The 16078-nt window shown below is 74.8% G+C and carries 14 protein-coding genes; 5 read left to right on the top strand and 9 right to left on the bottom strand.

The features are described 5' to 3' along the window. Window positions 1-130: 130 nt before the first annotated feature. Both BX285_RS15440 and BX285_RS15445 read right to left on the bottom strand, forming a co-directional pair. Window positions 131-781 (bottom strand): response regulator transcription factor, encoded by a 651-nt coding sequence (locus BX285_RS15440; RefSeq protein WP_121175437.1) that lies wholly within the window; start codon window positions 779-781, stop codon window positions 131-133. Further along, window positions 733-2244 carry a histidine kinase gene (locus BX285_RS15445; protein WP_259470540.1) on the bottom strand — a complete coding sequence of 504 codons (1512 nt, stop codon included), beginning with the start codon at window positions 2242-2244 and terminating at the stop codon, window positions 733-735. The genes BX285_RS15440 and BX285_RS15445 overlap by 49 nt, the downstream gene beginning before the upstream one ends. A 279-nt stretch (window positions 2245-2523) precedes the next feature. Between BX285_RS15445 and BX285_RS15450 the strand changes: the two genes are divergently transcribed. Further along, complete coding sequence (locus BX285_RS15450) at window positions 2524-3237, top strand: ABC transporter ATP-binding protein (protein ID WP_257032852.1); 714 nt, start codon at window positions 2524-2526, stop codon at window positions 3235-3237. A gap of 79 nt (window positions 3238-3316) precedes the next feature. Further along, window positions 3317-5701: an FtsX-like permease family protein gene (locus BX285_RS15455; RefSeq protein WP_121175439.1), complete on the top strand. Its 2385-nt coding sequence runs from the start codon at window positions 3317-3319 to the stop codon at window positions 5699-5701. A 95-nt stretch (window positions 5702-5796) separates the two neighbouring features. On the opposite strand, the gene BX285_RS15460 is transcribed toward BX285_RS15455, so the two are convergent. Next, on the bottom strand, window positions 5797-6555 hold the full coding sequence (locus tag BX285_RS15460) for a MerR family transcriptional regulator (RefSeq protein ID WP_097238508.1): 759 nt from the start codon (window positions 6553-6555) through the stop codon (window positions 5797-5799). Between the two features lie 180 nt (window positions 6556-6735). Next, window positions 6736-7839 carry a DUF2332 domain-containing protein gene (locus BX285_RS15465; protein ID WP_121175440.1) on the bottom strand — a complete coding sequence of 368 codons (1104 nt, stop codon included), beginning with the start codon at window positions 7837-7839 and terminating at the stop codon, window positions 6736-6738. 361 nt (window positions 7840-8200) lie between these two features. Here BX285_RS15465 and BX285_RS15475 point away from each other — a divergent pair, with 361 nt between their 5' ends. Further along, complete coding sequence (locus tag BX285_RS15475; protein ID WP_310794211.1) at window positions 8201-9244, top strand: MFS transporter; 1044 nt, start codon at window positions 8201-8203, stop codon at window positions 9242-9244. Between the two features lie 66 nt (window positions 9245-9310). Here BX285_RS15475 and BX285_RS15480 read toward each other — a convergent pair whose 3' ends face one another. From BX285_RS15480 to BX285_RS15500, 5 genes are all read right to left on the bottom strand, one after another. Further along, the gene (locus BX285_RS15480; protein ID WP_121175443.1) at window positions 9311-10468 is read right to left on the bottom strand and encodes an SUKH-4 family immunity protein; all 1158 of its coding nucleotides are present in this window, start codon (window positions 10466-10468) and stop codon (window positions 9311-9313) included. 96 nt (window positions 10469-10564) lie between these two features. Continuing rightward, window positions 10565-11170, bottom strand: coding sequence for a DinB family protein (locus BX285_RS15485; RefSeq protein WP_097238512.1), 606 nt, complete (start codon window positions 11168-11170; stop codon window positions 10565-10567). 87 nt (window positions 11171-11257) lie between these two features. Continuing rightward, window positions 11258-11830 (bottom strand): dihydrofolate reductase family protein, encoded by a 573-nt coding sequence (locus tag BX285_RS15490; RefSeq protein ID WP_097238513.1) that lies wholly within the window; start codon window positions 11828-11830, stop codon window positions 11258-11260. A 126-nt stretch (window positions 11831-11956) separates the two neighbouring features. Beyond that, on the bottom strand, window positions 11957-12703 hold the full coding sequence (locus BX285_RS15495) for an SRPBCC domain-containing protein (protein ID WP_121175444.1): 747 nt from the start codon (window positions 12701-12703) through the stop codon (window positions 11957-11959). Further along, window positions 12700-13383, bottom strand: coding sequence for a helix-turn-helix domain-containing protein (locus BX285_RS15500; RefSeq protein ID WP_121175445.1), 684 nt, complete (start codon window positions 13381-13383; stop codon window positions 12700-12702). Before BX285_RS15500 ends, BX285_RS15495 begins: the two co-directional genes overlap by 4 nt. Window positions 13384-13524: 141 nt before the next feature. Here BX285_RS15500 and BX285_RS15505 point away from each other — a divergent pair, with 141 nt between their 5' ends. Both BX285_RS15505 and BX285_RS37900 read left to right on the top strand, forming a co-directional pair. Further along, window positions 13525-14319 (top strand): hypothetical protein, encoded by a 795-nt coding sequence (locus BX285_RS15505; protein WP_147465169.1) that lies wholly within the window; start codon window positions 13525-13527, stop codon window positions 14317-14319. A gap of 1 nt (window position 14320) precedes the next feature. Next, a complete protein-coding gene (locus BX285_RS37900) occupies window positions 14321-16066 on the top strand; it encodes a DNA polymerase Y family protein (protein WP_220783910.1) in 1746 nt (581 codons plus the stop codon). Window positions 16067-16078 lie beyond the last annotated feature (12 nt).

A 16078-nucleotide genomic window follows, 5' to 3' on the forward strand; every position in this document is an offset into this window, starting at 1 on the left:
CTGCGGCGGAGGGCCGCCCATCACTTGTCGGTGGTCGTTCAAGGTGTGCTTGCCGCGGGTCTCTCACAGCTGCCGTAAGGGTCGCTGCTGTGCCGCCTCTGTGCCGTCTCCGTGCCGTCTCTGTGCCGCCTCAGGTGTTGTTGAGGTACGCCAGGACGGCCAGGACGCGGCGGTTGTCGTCGTCGGAGGGCTGGAGATCGAGCCGGACGAAGATCGACGCGGTGTGCTTGGCGACGGCCCGCTCGGTGATCACCAACTGCTGGGCGATGGCGGCGTTGGAGCGGCCCTCCGCCATCAGCGCCAGCACCTGCCGCTCGCGCGGGGAGAGGGTGGAGACCGGCCCGGCGGAGGAGTTGTGGGTGAGCAGCCGGGTGATCACCTCCGGGTCCATCGCGGTACCGCCCTGGGCGACCCGCCGGACGGCGTCGATGAACTGGGTGCCGTCCATCACCCGGTCCTTGAGCAGGTAGCCGATCCCGCCGGTGCTGCTGCCGGCGAGCAGCTCGCGGGCGTACAGCTGCTCCACGAACTGCGACAGCACCAGGACGGGCAGGCCCGGGTGCGCCCGGCGCGCGGCCAGCGCGGCCCGCAGCCCCTCGTCGGTGAAGCCCGGTGGCAGCCGGACGTCGACCACGGCGATGTCGGGCCGGTCGGCGGCCACCGCGGCGAGCAACTGGTCACCGTTCTCGACCGCCGCGGTGACCTTCATGCCGTTGGCCTCCAGCAGCCGGGTCAGGCCGTCCCGGAGGAGGAAGAGGTCTTCGGCGATGACAACGCGCACGGGATCTCCAGGTTCACGATGGTCGGACCGTCGGGCGGGCTGCTGATCGCGAGCACCCCGTCGAAGGCGGCCAGTCGGCGTTCGGTTCCGCTGAGGCCGGTGCCCAGGGACGGGTCGGCGCCGCCGCGCCCGTCGTCGGTGACCGATATCCGCAACAGCCCGTCACTGTGCCCTATCTCGATCCACACGTGCGAGGCGCCCGCGTGCTTGACCACGTTGGCCAGCAGCTCGGTGACCGCGAAGTAGGCGGATGACTCCACCGGGGCGGGCGCCCGGCCGGGCAGCTCGCCGCTGAAGGTGACCGGCAGCGGCATGTCCAGTGCCGTGGCCTGCACTGCGTCGGCCAGTCCGCGGTCGGCGAGCACCGGGGGGTGGATGCCGCGGACCAGGTCCCGCAGCTCGCTCAGCGCCTTCACGGAGGACTCCCTGGCCTCGGCCAGCAGCGGGCCCAGGGCGTCCGGGTCGTCCTTCAGCTGTTCGGCCACGGTCAGCAGCATGCCCAGCGCCACCAGCCGGGCCTGCGCCCCGTCGTGCAGGTCCCGCTCGATCCGGCGCAGCTCGGCGGCCCCCGCGTCGATGGTGTCCGCCCTGGTCCGGGCCAGGTGGCTGACCTGGTGGGCGAGCTCGGCCCGCCGGGAGGGCCCGAGCAGGGCCCGGGCGGCCCGCTCGTGGATCCGCAGAACCGGCGGGGCGGCCCACAGTGCGGCCGCCGGGGCGGCGCACAGGCCCATCCCGTAGACCAGACCCAGCGGGAAGAAGGGCCCGTTCCGGCCGAAGATCTCCAGGACGATCGGGGTCAGCAGGACGATCGCGGCGGTGAACAGCACCGCGAAGCCGGTGAGCAGTGCCCAGGCGAAGTCCCGCCAGGTCGCCGGGTCGGCCAGCCAGCCGCCGGCCCGTAGCCGCTGCCACGGGCTGTCGGCGCCGGGCGCACGGCGGTACGGCACCGGGACCGGCCGCCCGCTCCACTTGCCGACCGTCCGCCGGCTCTCCGTCGCGATCCAGCGCGCGCCGAACAGCCCGAGCATCACCAGCGAGGGCGCCAGCCAGAGCGAGACCGACCGGCCGCCGGGCGCCGCGCCCCCGTAGAGGTGCGTCGCTATCACCGCGAGCGCACCCGGGGCGAACAGGGCGGCCCCGACCGCCCGGCCGCCGCCCCCGGTGGCCCAGCAGAGCGCCCAGACAGCGACCGGGGCCAGCGGCACCAGGAGGAAGAACGGGCCGCCCGGCCCGAACGGTCCGGCCTCCTCCGGTCCGAACAGCGCGGCGGCCACCAGGATCGGCCCGGCCAGCAGCGCGATCAGGCCCGTCACGGCCATCGTGACCACGTACCAGGCGCGCACCCCGTCCACGCAGGCCCGGACCGCTCGCCGGGCCGCCCAGGCCACCGGCCCCGGGTGCTCCTCCGCCGGCACTCCCGCCGGCACTCCCGTCGTCACTCCTGTCGTCACTCCCGTCGTCATGACGCGCCCCCTCTCCGTCCCGCAGCCCCGCTCGGAGGCCCCGTCGCCCTCGGCTCCGGAGCCCCAGCGGACCCCGGTCCCGATCTTTCGGTGGCTCAGTCTGCCGGTCCGGGGCGGTCGGCGCTCTAGGCCTGAACACCCAGTTCGGGGTGTATCTGGATACACCTCGGAGAGGCCGTCCAGACGGCTGTCCGCACCCCCGCCGCGATTCGTAGCGTCATGTCCCGTCAGCCGGACCCGGGTTGCTCCCGGTGCCGGAACCCGAACCGTGGAGGGCCCGTGAACGCGCCGATCATCCGGATCCGCGGCGTCAGCAAGACGTACGACCGATCCGACGCCGCCCGCCCCGCCCTGGCCGGGCTCGACCTGGAGGTGCGGGCCGGCGAGGCGCTGGCCGTGCTCGGCCGCTCGGGCAGCGGCAAGTCCACCCTGCTGAACCTGATCGCCGGCCTGGACCGCCCGAGCGAGGGCACGGTGGAAGTGGACGGCGTGCCCGTCCACCGGCTCGGCGAGGCCGCGCTGGCCGAGTACCGGCGGCGGCGGATCGGCATGGTGTTCCAGTTCTTCAACCTGCTGGACGACCTGAACGTGGAGGACAACGTGCTGCTCCCGGCGCAGCTGACCGGGATGCGGCGGGACCAGGCCAGGGCCCGGGCCGGGGAGCTGCTGGAGCAGCTGGGGGTGGCCCGGCACGCCAAGACCTTCCCCGGCCGGCTCTCCGGCGGCGAGCGGCAACGAGTCGCGGTGGCCCGGGCGCTGATGAACCGTCCGCCGCTGCTGCTGGCCGACGAGCCCACCGGAGCGCTGGACACCGCCTCCGCCGCCGACGTCCGCGACCTGCTGCGCCGGCTCAACGCGGAGGGCCAGACGATCCTGCTGGTCACCCATGACACCGCGCTCGCCGAGGCCTGCGCGGACCGGACGATCGAGCTGCTCGACGGCCGGCTGGTCCGGGACACGGCGGCCGTGCCGACACCCGGGGGAGTGCTGTGACGGTGACCGGGCGGACGGAGGACAGGCGCGGACGGCGCGGATGGGCGGACGCCGCCGCGGAGCGAAGGGAGGTGAGCGCATGAGCGCGCTCGGCAAGGTGGTCCGGGCCGGGGTGGGCCGCAAGCGGGTGCAGACCCTGGTCATGGTGCTCACCACGATGATGTCCGTGACGGCGTGCATCCTCGCGGTCGGGCTGCTGGTCGCCGCCCAGGGCCCGTACCAGCGCTCCTTCGCCGACCGGCACGGCGCGCACCTCAACGTGCTGTACGACCCGGCCAAGGCGAGCCCGGCCCAGCTGGCCGCGGCGGGCCGCGCGCCCGGCGTGACGGCCTCGGCCGGGCCGTACCCGGCGGTCACCGTCCAGCCGCGCTCCGGCGAGGACACCACGCTCCCGCCGCCCGGCAGTCCGCTCCCGCCGATGACGCTGGTCGGCCGGGCGCAGGACGGCCCGATGGACGGCCTGCGGATCACCATGGGCCGCTGGGTCCAGGGCCCCGGCGAGGTGGTGTTCCTGGACGGCCACTCCCCGCTGGCCGTCGGCGACAGCATGCGGTTCCCGGGCCTGCCCGGGCAGCCGACGCTCAAGGTCGTCGGCCTCGCCGACTCCGTCTCCTGGAGCGCGGACGGCTGGGTGGCCCCCGAGCAGGTCGCCGGGCTCACCGCGCCCGGCACCACGCCCGCCGCCCAGTACCTCTACCGCTTCGCCCGGGCCGGCACCGACGCCGAGGTGGAGACGGACCACGCCGCGCTCGCCGCCGCGGTGCCACCCGGCGCACTCGCCAGGGCCACCTCCTACCGGCCCGCCCAGCAGGAGGCCGACCGGACGGCCTCGACCTTCGTCCCGTTCGTCACGGCCTTCGGGCTGCTCGGCCTCGCCATGTCGGTGCTGATCATCGGAGTCGTGGTCAGCGGCGCCGTCACCGCGGCCACCCGCCGGATCGGCATCCTCAAGTCCCTGGGCTTCACCCCGGCCCAGGTGGCACGCGCCTACATCGGCCAGGCGCTGATCCCCGCCGGGATCGGCACGGCGCTCGGCGTGCTCGGCGGCAACCTGCTCTCCGTCCCTGTCCTCGGCATCGCCCGGAAGGCCCTGCGCGGCGGCCTGCTCGGCATCCCGCTCTGGGTGGACCTCACCGTTCCGGCGCTGGCCCTGGCCGCGGTGGTCGGCACCGCCCTGGTGCCGGCGCTGCGGGCCGGCCGGCTGCGCACGGTGGAGGCGCTCGCGGTCGGCCGGACGGCGCCGGGAGCCAAGCGATCGGCCGCCCGGGGCCGAGCCGGGCTGGCCGGCCTCCTGGCGGGGCTGCAGAACGGGATCGGCCGACTTCCGGTGCCGCGTGCGCTGAGCCTCGGGCTGGTGACCCCGCTCCACCGGCCGGGCCGCTCGGCGACCACGGCGGCCGCGGTGGTGCTCGGCACCGCAGGGGTCACCCTCTGCGTCGGCCTGACGCTCTCACTCGGCCTGCTCCAGGACGGTCTGGAGGCCGGACGCACGAGCAAGGTCGTGGTCGAGGCGCCGATGGAGGGCCCGAGCAAGCCGGCCGACCAGCTGGACGAGGCGGCCGTGGCCCGGGCGATCGAGGCCCGTCCGGGCACCCGGGCCTGGTACAGCAGCGTCCCGGCGCCGGTGACCCTGGCCGGGAACACCGGGCGCTCCGAGGCGATCGCGTTCACCGGCGACGTCTCGTGGGGCGGCTACCAACTGGTCTCCGGCCGCTGGTTCGACGGCCCCGGCGAAGTCGTGGTCGGCTCCACCTACCTCCGGACCAACCAGGCGAAGGTCGGCGACACCGTCACCCTCACCGACCACGGGCGCACCGCCCCGGCGAAGATCACCGGCGAGGTCCTGACCACCGGTGACGTCGTGTTCATGGACCGGGTCGCGCTGGCCCCGCTCGGCGGCGCCGTCGCCGCCGAGGCGATCTCCTTCCACATCGACCTCACTCCCGGCACCGACGCGAACGCCTACGCCGACGCGCTCGACGGCGTGGTCCGGCCGATGGGGCTGAGTGCCGAGCCGGGCGAGCAGCACATCAACATCGTGATGCTGGCGATGAACACCCTGGCGGGGACGCTCACCCTGCTGCTGTCCGTCGTCGCCGGGCTCGGGGTGCTCAACACGGTGCTGCTGGACACCCGGGAACGGGTGCACGACCTCGGGGTGCTCAAGGCACTCGGGATGTCGCCCCGGCAGACCGTCGGCATGGTGCTCACCTCGGTGTGCGGCAGCGGGCTGGTGGCCGGGGTGATCGGGGTGCCGATCGGGATCCTGGTGCACCACCGGGTGATGCCCGCGATGGCCCGCGCCGCCGGGATCAGTGTGCCCGAGGCGGACCTCACCGTGTTCGACCTGGCGGTGGTGGGGCCGCTGATACTCGGCGGGCTGGCGCTGGCCCTGCTCGGTGCAGCCCTCCCCGCCACCTGGGCTGCCCGAACCCGGACGGCCACGGCGCTGCGGACGGAGTGACGGGCGGGGTGCGGCGAGGGGACGGCGGTGGGGGCGCCCCCACCGTCACCCCCCCACCGTCACCCCCGCCGTCCCCCTGCCGACCGGGGCCGGGCTCAGCCCAGCCGCGTCGCCGCGTAGGCCTCCATGGCGGCACGCTGGTACGCGGCCAGGCCCGGGGCGATCGCCTCGTAGACGGCGGCCCACTGCTCGTTCTCGGTGCAGGACTGCGCCATCGCGAGGTACTCCTCCGCCGGGACGGACCGGATCGTGCCGAGCATGCGGTACTCCTCGTCGATCGTGCTCTGCACGGGCTCGGCGTCGGCCGGGTGGCCGGCCGCCATCAGCTCCGCCAGGCGGATCATGCGCGTGGTCCGCTCGCGCTGCCCGGCCTCGATCTCGGCCGGGCTCATCGCGGCGGTCGCGCGCCGGGCCGCCTCGGCGTGCTCGGGGAAGTCGCGCAGGCCGGCGTCGATGTCGGTGGGCTCGATGCCCTCGAAGAGGTTCTCGGGGCGGTTGATGGTCATGGGAGTGCCTTCCTTCCGGGAGCGTTCCAGGTCGGCGATCGTGCGGGAAACGGTGCCGGCCAGGGCGTCCAGCCGGTCGCGCTCGGCGAGCAGCCGTCGGTGGTGGCCCCGCAGGGCGTCCAGCTCGTCCACCTGATCGCCCAGGATCCGGGCGATCTCGGTCAGGCCCACGCCCAGTGCCCGCAGGACGAGGATCTGCTGCAACTGCAGCAACTGCCGCTCCTCGTAGTAGCGGTGGCCGTTGGAGCCGGTCCGGGCCGGAGGCAGCAGCCCGATCTCGTCGTAGTGCCGCAGCGTCCGGGCGGTCACCCCGGACATCCGGGCGACCTCCGCGATCGGCCAGGCCATGGCCGCCACCTCACTTCCGAGCGTCCGAGTTCCCGTGTTCGTCGTGACCGGGGCCGGTTCCTCCGGCCCTGGTCACGACGGTAGAAGCTGCCGCTGCGGCAGCTTCAAGCCCGAACGCGCACCGACCGTCCCGGGCGACTGTCCCGGGCGACTGTCCCGGAGGAGGACCTATAGGAGGACCTATGCGTTGCCGAAGTCGTCGAACCAGTCCAGGGACTGCCCGTGCGGCCCGGTGAAGGCCACCGGCCGCTCGTCCAGGGCCAGCGCGAACAGCCCGGATCCGGCCGGGGCCGGGCGGGGGAGCCGTCGGGCGACGGCCGGCAGCACGGAGACCGCCTCGTTGGAGATCCAGTGCCCGGGCAGCTCGCGCATGGTCGCCGAGAACTCCTCCCGAGCCTCCGGCGACAGGTACGCGAGGACGGCGCTGTGGAACACCACCGGCGTCGCCCCGGCCGGCACCCGCGCCACCAACTCCCGTACCGTCGCGTTGAGATCGCCGCGCAGCAGCAGCGGCGGTTCGGCCCGGGCGACCCGGACGGCGCCGCGCAGCCGGTCCAGCCGATGCGCCTGCTCCGGCCACACCAGCGACTCCAGCCAGCGCATGTCCTCCTCGTCCCGGACGTCCAGCGGGTTGAGGTCGATCCCGGCCCGCCACACCACCTCGGGCAGGCGCTCCCGCAGGGCGGCGGTGAGCGGCACCGGCCCGTCGACCGTGCAGTCCAGCGTCACCGGGCTCCCCGTCGCACCGAACTCGGCCACCACGGTGGCCGTTCTGCCCGCCCCGTCCGTTCCGCCCGTTCCGGCTGTGTCGGCTGCCCCGTCCGTTCCGCCCGCCCCGTCCGTTCCGGCTGCGTAGGCTGCCCCGTCCGCAGAGAGGTACCGGTAGCGGTACCGGTCCGGGTACAGGCAGAGCCCCGCCGAGGCCCCCACCTCGATCAGTGCGAGCGGCTGCGGCAGCGTCGCGAGCAGCGGCAGCAGGGTGGCGCAGCGACCTGCCTCGTTGGTCTGCGTCCGCCGCTCCAGCATGGTCGCCGTCACCTCGTCCCGGTGGGCCGTCACCCAGTCCCGGAAGGCCGGCCAGCCCGCCGTCACCGGCCCGCCCAGGTGGCGGACGGCGCCGAACAGCAGGTTCGGCTGCCGCTTCGCGGCCGGCAGACCGTCCAGCAGGGCGAGCAACCGGTCGTCCTCGGCGACGTGTTCGGCCAGGTCCCGGTAGATCGCGGAGTTGCCGCGTGCCTCCCGCTCCGCGAACGCGCGGTAGAGGTCCCCCGTGGCGCTGTACATCTCTCGCCCTCCCTTTCGAGTGATCGAATCGGCCCAGCCTACGGGCGGCCCGATACGTCGTCCGCTGGATCCTCTGTGATGTTCCCGACCGTCCGGCCCGCCGTTCTTCCCACCGTCTGCCCCGCCGTCCGGCCCGCCGTTCGTCCTGCCGCCCGCAGCGCCGTGACCAGCGCGCCGAGCACCGGCTGCCCCCAGGCGCTCTCCCGCACGGCGGCGTGCAGGATGCGAACCGGTTCCGGATCGCGCAGTCTCCGTACGGAGACGCCCGGGTGGCGCTGGGTCAGGCCCAGTTCGGGGACCAGCGCCACGCCCAGTCAAGGCCGCGCTGTACGCCTCCGTCCCGCTCGCCTGGTGGCTGGACGTGCTCACGCTCTGGCAGTTGTGCGCGGTCGCGCTGCTCACCGGCTGTGCGACGGTCTTCTTCGACATCGGCTCGCAGAGCGTGCTGCCCCGACTGGTGGGTCGCGCGCAGCTGGTGGACGCGAACGCCGCCGTGGTCGGCCTGATGGCAGTCGGCAACGTCGCCGGACGCGGCGCGGGCGGCGTGCTGGTCCAACTCCTCACCGCCCCGCTCGCGATCGTCGTCACGGCGCTCAGCCACCTCGGCTCCGCCCTGCGCCTGACCGCCGTGCGCTGCACAGCTGCCCCCGAAGCCCCCGAAGCCCCCGAAGCCACCCAAGCCTCCGAACCGTCGACCGGCCCGCGCCTGACAAGCGCCCCGCGCCTTCGCGCGCAGATCGCCGAGGGGGTGCGGCACGTCCTGGGCAACCCGGAACTGCGCGCACTCGCCCTCACCGCCACCCTCAACAACCTCGGCTCCCAGCTGGCCAACACCCTGCTTCCGGTGCTGTTCGTGCGTGAACTGCACCTGCCCGCACGGGCGTTGGGCCTGTTCTGGGCGGCCGGCGGGGTCGGCATCCTGCTCGGCTTGCGCTGCGCCCGTCCGGTCGCCGCCCGGTTCGGCCACGGCCGTACGCTCGGCCTGGCGGGCCTGTGCACGGCGCCTGCCGGGCTGCTGGTGCCGCTGATCGGCGATGGGCCCTGGCTGTTCGTGGCGGGGGCGGGCTGGCTGGTGGTGTCGCTCAAGACCGGTATGGACAACGTGCTCGGGGTGAGCCTGCGCCAGCGGATGACCCCGGCCGCGCTGCTCGGCCGGATGAACGCGACCTTCCGCTTCCTGCTCACCGGCGCGCTGGCGATCGGGTCCGCGCTCTCCGGGCTCCTCGGCGAAGCCCTCGGCCTTCGGCCGACGCTCTGGCTGGGCGGGGCAGTCCTGGCGACGGCCTTCCTGCCGGTGTTCCTGTCCCCGGTCCGCACCGCCGCGGGCTGCCCGGTCAGCCGGACCCGCGCCCCGACAGCCACCCCGGCCCCGGCCCCCTACCCGGCCCCGCACCGGAACGCCTGACCGACGGTGGGCCGACCGAGCCAAGCCGACCGAGCCAAGCCGACCCGGCAGACCCAGCCGGGCGCTTCAGCCCAGCAGCCCGCCCATGTGCCCGTCCTCGGCGAGCAGCCGCCAGGAGCAGCCGGGCGAGGCGAAGGCCTCCGGGTCGACGGCCTCGACCAGCCGGTCCACCACCGTGCTCAGCAGCGACTGCGGGTCGAACACCGCCCAGGTGTCCCGGCCCCGGCCGTAGTCCCAGCGGTCCCACTCGGCGCGCAGCCGCTCGTACGTCCAGAGGGCGTAGAGCAGAGCGGACAGGTCGCGGTTCAGGTAGGCCTCGGGCTGGCCGTCGTCGTACCAGTCCGGCAGCTCCAGCCGTCCGGTGGCGCCGTCCAGGGCGATCGTGAGGTCGGTCGGCCAGTCCCCGAGGGCGATGAAGTCGCGCTGGTACGGGCGGTCCTCCTCGCCGTCGAAGTACTCCGGGTACGCCTCGCCCATGGTGGCCAGCGGCTCGTCGCACACCCCGAACATCGCCCCGCCCAGCGGCAGTCCGACCTCGGTCAGCAGCCGTCGGGTCGGCTCGTGCACCAGGGCGGAGGGCAGGTGCTCGGGCCGGAAGCGGTGCACCCGGCCGGGCCCGTCGTCCTCGTCCGTCAGCGCCGCGAGTTCCGCGACCAGTTCCGGGCCGACCTCGTACGCGGGCCCGTCCGGTCCGCCCGGCAGGGCGCCCCAGCCCAGGGCGTGCACCAGCAGTGCGGTGCCCCAGTGCGCGGGCGGCGTGGCGCCGGCCCTGGCGCCGTCCCCGAACAGCCCGGGATCGATGGCCCGCATCCGTCGTTCGGCACCGGCCACCACCTCGGCCACCACCGCGGGCCCGCGCCGCCCGTCCAGCGCCTCCGGCCGGCGCGCGGCCTCGGCCACCGCCTCCACCTCCCGGACCAGAGCGGCCAGCGCGGTCAGGTCGGAGGCCAGCAGGTCCCGTCGGGGGCCGCCGTTGTCCAGGAACACCTCGCCCGTCGTGCCGTCCAGCAGCACCAGGTTGCCGACGGCGGCGAAGGGCGTGCAGTAGTCCGTCTCCCCGAGGACGAACAGCCGTTCAGCGTCCGCCGGGAACGGCCGCACCACCCCGAACTCCAGGAACGCCCCCGCAGCCGGCAGCCCCTCCCGCACCAGGAACTCCCGGCTCCCCGCGTGACCCACCCCATCCGGCAGACCCGCCACCTGCTCGCACCCCACGTCCCCCACCCTTCCCCGGCACCGACCCCCAGACCCTAGCGGTCCGGCCGGACATCGCCCCGCGGGTTTACACCTCCGACTCCGAGAGCTCCGTCGCCGGGGCGACTACGCCTCCGCCGCCGGGGCGAGTCCGCCGGCCTCGCGGGCCGCCTGCTCCACGCGGTCGCGGTGGGTCCGCCACCAGTCCGCGTCGCCCTCGGCGGTGTTGATGCCGTCGGGGCGCTGGCCGATGACGCCGTCGATGAGTTCGCGGACCAGGTCGGCGTGGCCGGCGTGGCGGTGGGTCTCGGCGATCAGGTGGACGAGGACCCGGTGCAGGGTCTGCCGGGGCCGGTTGTCGAAGGGCAGTTCGCCGACGGCGTCCAGCGGCAGCGCGTCGATGGTGGCGTCCGCGTGCGCCCAGATCCGCCGGTAGCGGCCGACGATCTCCTCGGTGCTCTCGTCCGCCCGCGCCCACAGGTCGGCGTTCGGTTCGGTCTGGCCGAGGAACCACAGCGGGGTCGGCTCGGGGAAGGGCCGTCCGAAGGTGTCGCCGAGGTACAGCGCCTCGGCTCCGGTGACGTGCTTGACCAGGCCCAGCAGGTTGGTCCCGGTCGGGGTGAGGGGGCGGCGCAGGTCGTACTCGGAGAGGCCGTCGAGCTTCCAGAGCAGGGCGTCGCGGGCGTCCTGGAGGTAGATCCGAAGGTCGGTCTTGTCATCCGTCACGGTCATGGGATCAGTCTGGTGATCACAGGAAGCCTGTCCACCGGTTTCCCTGGCTGACCGGCCGTCGACCAGCCAGGGGACATGGGGCGGCGGTCAGCGGACGACGTCGAAGACCTGCTTCTGCAGGCCGTTGGCGTAGGCCTCGTGCTCGACCAGCTTCAGCTTCTGGGCGTCCTTGTCCGTGGTGCTGAACAGGCGCTTGCCGGCGCCGAGCAGCAGCGGGTAGACGATCAGGTGGTAGCGGTCGATCAGGCCGGCGTCCGAGAGGGCGTGGTTCAGGGCGGCGCTGCCGTGGACGATGATCGGGCCGCCCTCGGTCTCCTTCAGGGCGGCGACCTCGTCGACCGAGCGCAGGATGGTGGTCTCGCCCCAGTTCGACACCAGGTCGGCGTCGGTGAGGGTGGTGGAGACGACGTACTTCGGCAGCGTCTTGTAGCGGGCGAACTCCGGCATGTCCGGCCACACCGCGCTGAACGCCTGGTAGCTGACCCGGCCCAGCAGCATCGCGGTGGCCTCCTCCTGCTCCCGTCCCTTGATCTCGAACGCCTCGGGGAGGAACTCGACGTCCTTGAAGGTCCATCCGGAGTTCCGGTAGCCGGGCTCGCCGCCGGGGGAGTCGACGACGCCGTCGAGCGAGACGAAGGCGGTGCTGATCAGGGTGCGCATGGGTGGTTCCTCAATTCCGCGTTGTCGTGCGTGCGTGTGCGTGCGTGCGTGATCCGGGGCGTGCGGGGCGTGTGTGATTCGGGGTGTCCGGTGCGCGCGGTGCGTGCGGGGCGGCGTGCGGCCCGTTCAGGCGAGGAGCCCGGTCAGCCACCGCTGCCAGGCGGCTTCGGCTTCGGCCGCGTCCGGTGCCGGGTGGGCGAAGAGGTGGTGGAACATCAGCACCAGTCCCGAGCCGTGGTGGAAGGTGTAGAGCCCGTCGGCGGTACGGAGCTCGAAGCGCTCGTCGTCCGCCCAGACCACCTCGCCGTCCAGCGCCGGCAGCCCGGCCGGCTCGCCGTGGGCCCGCGCGCCGACGACGACCGGGAGCGGCAGCGACAGGGCCCCGGCGAGGGCCGCGCGGACCTCCGGCTCCGGTCGCCCGGCGGACGGGGCGGCGGCGAAGACGGGGACGGCGGTGCGGCCCGGGAAGTGGGCGAGGTACTCGCGGAGCGTGTGGAGGTGGAAGGGCCAGCCGCGGCGCAGCGCGTCGTACTCGTCCTGCCAGTCGTCGCCGAGCAGTCCGCTGTGGACGACGCGGAGCACGGTGGCGGCGCCGTCCCGGCCCTCGATCAGGTACTCGAAGGCCATGAAGCGGCCGTCCTCGCGGGTGGCCGTACGGGTGGCCAGGCGCTTGCCGGGCTCGTAGGCGGTGACCACGGCCTCCTCGCGGTGGCCGCCGGTCTCCATGGCGGCGGTGCCGCCCTCGCGCGGGTCCAGCTCGTTGCGGCCCATGAACCAGGAGTCGATCCCCGGCCCGGTGGCGATCGCCTCCCAGACCTGTTCCGGGCTCGCGGGCAGGGAGGTCTCCAGCTCGATCTCGAACGGGTGCGTCATCGTGGGTTCTCCTGGTCGTCCTGGTCGTCCTGGTTCAGCTGGTGCTCCTGCTGCTCCTGCTGCTTCTGGCTCGGTTCGGCTTCTGCCGCCTGGGCGGGCGGCGCCGCCGGGATCTGGTGGAGCCCGACGACCACCCGGTGGCTTCGGCCCCCGGGTGCGGACTCGTCGTGGTAGCGGCTGACCAGGGTGGCCACGGCCTGGGCGAGTTCGTCGGCGAAGGCCGTCCGGTCGGCGGCGGAGGCGAACCGCACCTGCGCGTCGATGCCGAAGGCGGCGACCCGTCGCCGGGCCCGGGCGGCGCCGGTCAGCAGGGTGCCGACCTCCTGCACCAGCCGGGAGCCCAGGGCGAGCAGCCAGCGGGCGGAGAGCTGGTCGGGTGCGCGGGCGGGGTCGGGGCTGACGGCGGCCAGGACGCTGGGGGAGATCACGTAGGAGGCCGCGGTGGCGCGGTACACCCGTTCGGTGACGTTGCCCTTGCGGCGTTCCTCGGCGAGCTCGACGAGTCCGTGCCGTTCCAGTTCCTTCAGGTGGTAGTTGACCTTCTGTCGGGGCAGGCCCAGGCGGGTGGCCAGCATGGCGGCCGAGCCGGGCTCGGCGAGGGCGGCGAGGATCCGTGACCGCATCGGGTCCAGGGCGGCCTCGGCCGCGGCGGGTTCTTCGATCACGGTGACGTCCAGCACGTCTCCAGGATCCATCCGACAAAAAAATTTGTCAAGGAAAGAAGACTTGTCGGTCGCCCGCCGTGACCTGCACGGAGAGTGACGGGTGGGGCCACTGAGTCGGACTTGAATCTTTGCGAACGAATGTTCGATCCTGGAGCCGTGCCCGTTTTCGAATCTGTTTTCGAATCCACCGCCGAGCAGCCCGCGCGCCCCGCGCTCCGGCCGGTGGCGCTCCCGGCTGCCGTACCGGGGGAGCCGGGCGGGGGCGTGCCGGGCGTGCCGGGCGCATCGGGCGCATCGGGGGAGGGCGACGGACGGGCGGAGGCCCGGGGCCTGCTGCCGGTGCCCTTCGCACTGCGGGAGGTGCTGCCGGACGGCGGGCTGCGGCGGGGGACCGCGGTGTCGGTCGCGGGTGGGGACGCCGGGCTGCTGCTGGCGCTCGCCGCCGGGGTGCGGGAGACCGAGGGCGGCTGGGCGGCTGCGGTCGGACTGCCGGACCTGGGGCTGGCCGCCGCCGAGGGGTACGGGCTGGACCTGCGCCGACTGCTGGTCGCGGACGACCCCGGGCCGCACTGGGCCGAGGTGGTGTCGGTGCTGGCCGGCGCGGTCGAGCTGATCATGCTGCGCCCGGACGGCCCGGTGCCGCCGAAGCAGGCCGCCCGGCTGGCCGCGGTGCTGCGGCGCAGCGGCTGCGTACTGCTGGTGGCCGGGCCGTGGCCGGGCGCGGTGCTGCGGCTGGGGGTGCGGTCCGGGCGCTGGTACGGGCTGGGCGACGGCCACGGGCAGCTCACCGGCCGGCAGGTGGAGGTGGTGGCCGAGGGCCGTGGTGCGGCGGTGCGCGGCCGGACCGCCCGGCTCTGGCTGCCGGACGAGCACGGCGCGGTGCGCCCGGTACGGGAGCAGCCGCAGCCGGTGGCGGAGCCGGCGGAACCACGTGTCGCGGCGGTGGTCTGAGATGACGGTGCCCGAGAGGACGACGGTGCCCGAGACGACGGTGTCCCGGACGGCGGAGGAGCGGACGGCGGAGGAGCGGACCCCCCGGGTGCTGGTGGTCTGGTGCCCGGACTGGCCGGTGGTGGCCGTCACCGGCGACGACCCGGTGGCGGTGACCGAGAGCGGGCGGATCCTCGCCTGTTCGGCGGGCGCCCGGGCGGCCGGGGTGCGGCAGGGGCAGCGGCTCAAGCTGGCCCAACGGCTCTGCCCGGAGCTGGAGCTGCGCGACCGCGACCCGGAGGCGGAGACCCGCCGCTTCGAACCGGTGGTCGCGGCGGTGGAGGCGTTCACGCCCCGGGTGGAGGTGATCCGCCCGGGCCTGTGCGCGATCCCGGTGAAGGGCCCGGGCCGCTACTTCGGCGGCGAGGAGGCCCTGGCCGCCAAGGTCCGTACGGCGGTGGCGGACGCCCTCGGGCAGCCGCCCGTCCCGGACGCGATCCCGGGCGCGGTCACCCCCGAAGCCCCCAGCCCCGCCGACCCCGCCGAAACCCCCAGCCCGGCCAACCCCACCGAAATCCCCGAAACCCCCGAAACCCCCGCGGAAACCCGCGCCGCAGGACCGGCGGCGAACCCCCCGCACGCCCTGGTCGGCGTCGCCGACGGCCTGTTCGCCGCCGTGCTGGCCGCCCGCGCCGGGGTGCTGGTCCCGGCCGGGCGGACGGCGGAGTTCCTCGCCCCGTACCCGGTGGCCACGCTGGGCGACGAGGCGCTGGCCGAACTGCTCGGGCGGCTCGGCCTGCCCACCGTCGGGGCCTTCGCCGCGCTGCCGGCCGAAGCGGTCGCGGACCGCTTCGGCCCCTCCGGGACGGTCGCGCACCGGCTGGCCCGCGGGCTGCAGCCGCGCCCGCTGGTGCCGCGCGACCAGGAGCCGGACCTCTCCGTCGAGCAGCACTTCGATCCGCCGGAGCCGCTGGCCGAACCGCTGGTGTTCGTCGCCCGCACGTTGGCCGAGGCGCTGCACCAGCGGCTGGCCGGGGCCGGGCTGACCTGCCGCCGGGTGGCCGTCGAGGTGGCCTGCGCGGACGGCCGGACGGCCTCCCGGCTGTGGCGGCACGAGGGCCGGCTGTCGGCGACGGCGCTGGCCGAGCGGGTCCGCTGGCAGCTCCAGGCCTGGCAGGGCGCGGGCACCTTCGCCGATGGGCAGGAGGGGTTCACCCTGCTGCGCCTGGCCCCCGACGGCCTCTCCCCGGACCAGGGCCGTCAGCTGGCGCTGTGGGGCCAGGCCGTCGCGGACGACCGGGTGGAGCGCGCGGTCGCCCGGGTGCAGGCGGTGCTCGGGCACGCCGGGCTGCGCCGGATCGAGCCGGCCGGCGGGCGCGGCCCGGGGGAGCAGGCGGTCAAGGTGCCGTGGGGCGAGCCGTACGAGGCGGCGGTGCCGGCCGAGGCGCCCTGGCCGGGGCGGCTGCCGGAGGTGTGGCCGGCGGTGGTGCTGCGGGAGCCCGCGCCGGTGCGGGTGTTGGACGGGGTCGGGCAGCCGGTCACGGTGGACGGCCGGGCGGGGGTGTCGGCCCGGCCGGCCGTGGTCGTGGTGCGGGGGCGGGAGGAACCGGTGGACGGCTGGACCGGGCCGTGGCCGGCGGTCGAGTACTGGTGGGACCAGTCGCTCGCCCGCCGCCGGGCGCGGTTCCAGGTCGTGGTGGGCGGCGGCCGGGCGCTGCTGCTGACCGTGGAGGGGGGTGCCTGGTACCTGGAGGCCGGCTACGACTGACCCTTCCGGAGC

The sequence above is a fragment of the Streptomyces sp. 1114.5 genome, assembly GCF_003635085.1.
Classification (GTDB): domain Bacteria; phylum Actinomycetota; class Actinomycetes; order Streptomycetales; family Streptomycetaceae; genus Kitasatospora.

Excerpts from the sequence above, each read along its gene's own strand:
- BX285_RS15445 (WP_259470540.1), bottom strand. The coding sequence starts at position 2,244 with ATGACGACGGGAGTGACGACAGGAGTGACGACGGGAGTGCCGGCGGGA.
- BX285_RS15455 (WP_121175439.1), top strand. The coding sequence starts at position 3,317 with ATGAGCGCGCTCGGCAAGGTGGTCCGGGCCGGGGTGGGCCGCAAGCGG.
- BX285_RS15460 (WP_097238508.1), bottom strand. The coding sequence starts at position 6,555 with ATGGCCTGGCCGATCGCGGAGGTCGCCCGGATGTCCGGGGTGACCGCC.
- BX285_RS15465 (WP_121175440.1), bottom strand. The coding sequence starts at position 7,839 with ATGTACAGCGCCACGGGGGACCTCTACCGCGCGTTCGCGGAGCGGGAG.
- BX285_RS15485 (WP_097238512.1), bottom strand. The coding sequence starts at position 11,170 with ATGACCGTGACGGATGACAAGACCGACCTTCGGATCTACCTCCAGGAC.
- BX285_RS15490 (WP_097238513.1), bottom strand. The coding sequence starts at position 11,830 with ATGCGCACCCTGATCAGCACCGCCTTCGTCTCGCTCGACGGCGTCGTC.
- BX285_RS15495 (WP_121175444.1), bottom strand. The coding sequence starts at position 12,703 with ATGACGCACCCGTTCGAGATCGAGCTGGAGACCTCCCTGCCCGCGAGC.
- BX285_RS37900 (WP_220783910.1), top strand. The coding sequence starts at position 14,321 with ATGACGGTGCCCGAGAGGACGACGGTGCCCGAGACGACGGTGTCCCGG.